4 protein-coding genes are annotated in these 2,085 nt (G+C 43.4%); all 4 read right to left on the bottom strand.

The genetic code is table 11. The features are described 5' to 3' along the window. Positions 1–12: 12 nt before the first annotated feature. Entirely contained in the window at positions 13–501 is a 489-nt protein-coding gene (locus AACP44_RS09140; RefSeq protein WP_339340220.1) for a pilus assembly protein PilP, read from the bottom strand. 37 nt (positions 502–538) lie between these two features. Continuing rightward, positions 539–1,162, bottom strand: coding sequence for a type 4a pilus biogenesis protein PilO (pilO, locus tag AACP44_RS09135; protein WP_339340219.1), 624 nt, complete (start codon positions 1,160–1,162; stop codon positions 539–541). Further along, positions 1,162–1,731 carry a PilN domain-containing protein gene (locus AACP44_RS09130; RefSeq protein WP_339340218.1) on the bottom strand — a complete coding sequence of 190 codons (570 nt, stop codon included), beginning with the start codon at positions 1,729–1,731 and terminating at the stop codon, positions 1,162–1,164. Before AACP44_RS09130 ends, pilO begins: the two co-directional genes overlap by 1 nt. After that, positions 1,731–2,085 (bottom strand): pilus assembly protein PilM (gene pilM, locus AACP44_RS09125; RefSeq protein WP_339340217.1); only part of this gene is annotated, 355 nt, incomplete at its 5' end. The genes pilM and AACP44_RS09130, both read right to left, overlap by 1 nt.

Below are 2,085 nucleotides of genomic sequence, written 5' to 3'. Positions count from 1 at the left end.
ATCCTATTCATCCTATTCATCTAGGACTTTTAACCTAATCGTTATTGGCCTTTCAATCCAACCGTTAACACCATTTGATACAATTTCAATCACCGTAATATGAGTCTTGGATGATTCAATGATACGACCATAATTGCGCCCCATATAATTTCCCGGTTTAACGCGATGGATAGCGCCATGCTGATCTTGCACCAAGGCCCATAAAACATTGTTTTGCTCCAACGTTCCGACCATCGATAAAGCATCCAAAGTAAATTGTTCAAGATACTCTTTGGTGCGATTTGAATCTGGACTAACTTCACTGGCCATCGGCAACTGGGTTATCTCGACAACGTCCATGGGCCTGTCAAAGGGGCTGCGCAGTGCCGCAGCGTTATAGGTAAATGCTTTATAAACGTTAAATGTCGGAATCGGTTTAATGCTATCTGCAGGACGGGATTTTATTTCCGCTATAAAGTCATCAAGGTCCTGAAAATCACCATCATCACAAGCGGCGATCATTATTATTCCGGCTATCAATAAAAGCTTGGCCATAAAATCAGGCATCATCTTGTTTGCCCGGCACTTTATAACGGTAGGTCTTAGCAGTAATTCTCATGGCAAGTATCGGCAGGTCCTTTTGTTGCGAAATCTCAAAATCATGTAGCGTTACAATACGTGGCAAACCAGCAATACCGCTTACAAAAGCACCGATCCCATGATATTTACCACTCACTTCAATTTGTATTGGCTGCTCAATATAAAACTCTTCAACCTGCTCATTACCCAGCGTAATACTGTTGATTTCCAAACCATTGATCAGGCCTTTGTTGGTCATATCATCTAATAGCCCCGGCACTTCAGTATCATTCGGTAGCTGGCTGATCAGCGCAGCAAAAGTTGCTTCCATGGCTGCCGCCTGTTGGCGGTATGCCTGTAAGCTTGCCGCCCGTTGTGCCTTGCGCTCAAATTGCCATTTAAGCGCTTGCTCTTGTTGGCCAGACTTGGCTAATTGTTGTTGCAAATCGATGACATGAAAAAAAATTCCGGCCGCTAACACGCCAATAAAAACAACCATGCCAATAATGGTTTTTATCGTTATTGGCCATGAGCCCATATTTTCTGTATCCAAATCCTTTATATCAAACGCTATTAGCTGTTGTATTTTTCGGCTTAATGACATCAGTTATTGTTTCCCTGCTCGACAACCGATGGGTTGCTGATATTAAAAGCCAGACTAAATTCACTGGCCTGCTCACCCATATCTGGCTTGGTCGTTATCGCTGTTAAATCGGCACTATCAAACCAGTCGGACTGCTCAATCTTGCGCATCAAACTTGAAATACGATCATTGGATTGTGCAATACCGGTTAAACTGATGACGTCTTTGTTACGAGATAATCGCTTATAAAAAACATCCTCCGGCAAACTTCTTACCAGCTGATCAAATACCCTAACAATAACTGGCCTATTGCCCTGCAATGCCTGAATAACTTCTATCCGCTCTAACAGCGTTTGTTTTTTCTGCTCCAGCTCACCAACCGCTTTTACTTGCAGCTCTAATTCAGCTATCTGTTTTTCAAGATAATTATTTCTAGCATGTTGATTATCGATAGCTTTGTTGACGGCTATATCTATTATCACCACCCAAACAACACCGGCCACAGCAACAACCGCCAAAATCATCAGAAAATTATGCTTGCGTTGTTGGCGTCGCTCTTCGCGCCAGGGCAAGAAATTAATATTCGCCATTAATAAAAACTCCTCAGCGCCAAACCGCAGGCAATCATAAGTGAAGGGGCGTTGTTATTTAATGATCTAGCATCAACCGTTGATGCCACCGACATATTGGTAAATGGGTTGGCCAATACTGTGGCCGTGGCCAATCTATTTTGCACCGACTCTATCAGACCACTCGTTGCAGCCAAACCGCCGGCTAAAATAATCTGATCAACCTTATGGTATTGGCTGCTAGCAAAGAACAGCTGCAAGGAACGGGTCAATTGTTGGATGACGGCATCTTGAAATGTATCGAGCACTTCAGACTTATAGTCGTCAGATAATCTGCCTTGCTCGCTAGCCACATTGGCCTCATTGATAGCAAGG

Origin of the sequence: uncultured Oceanicoccus sp. (genome assembly GCF_963968385.1) — a bacterium.
Lineage (GTDB): Bacteria > Pseudomonadota > Gammaproteobacteria > Pseudomonadales > Dasaniaceae > Oceanicoccus.
The sequence above is the reverse complement of the archived record's forward strand: the minus strand, read 5'-3'. Positions and strand labels throughout refer to the sequence as shown.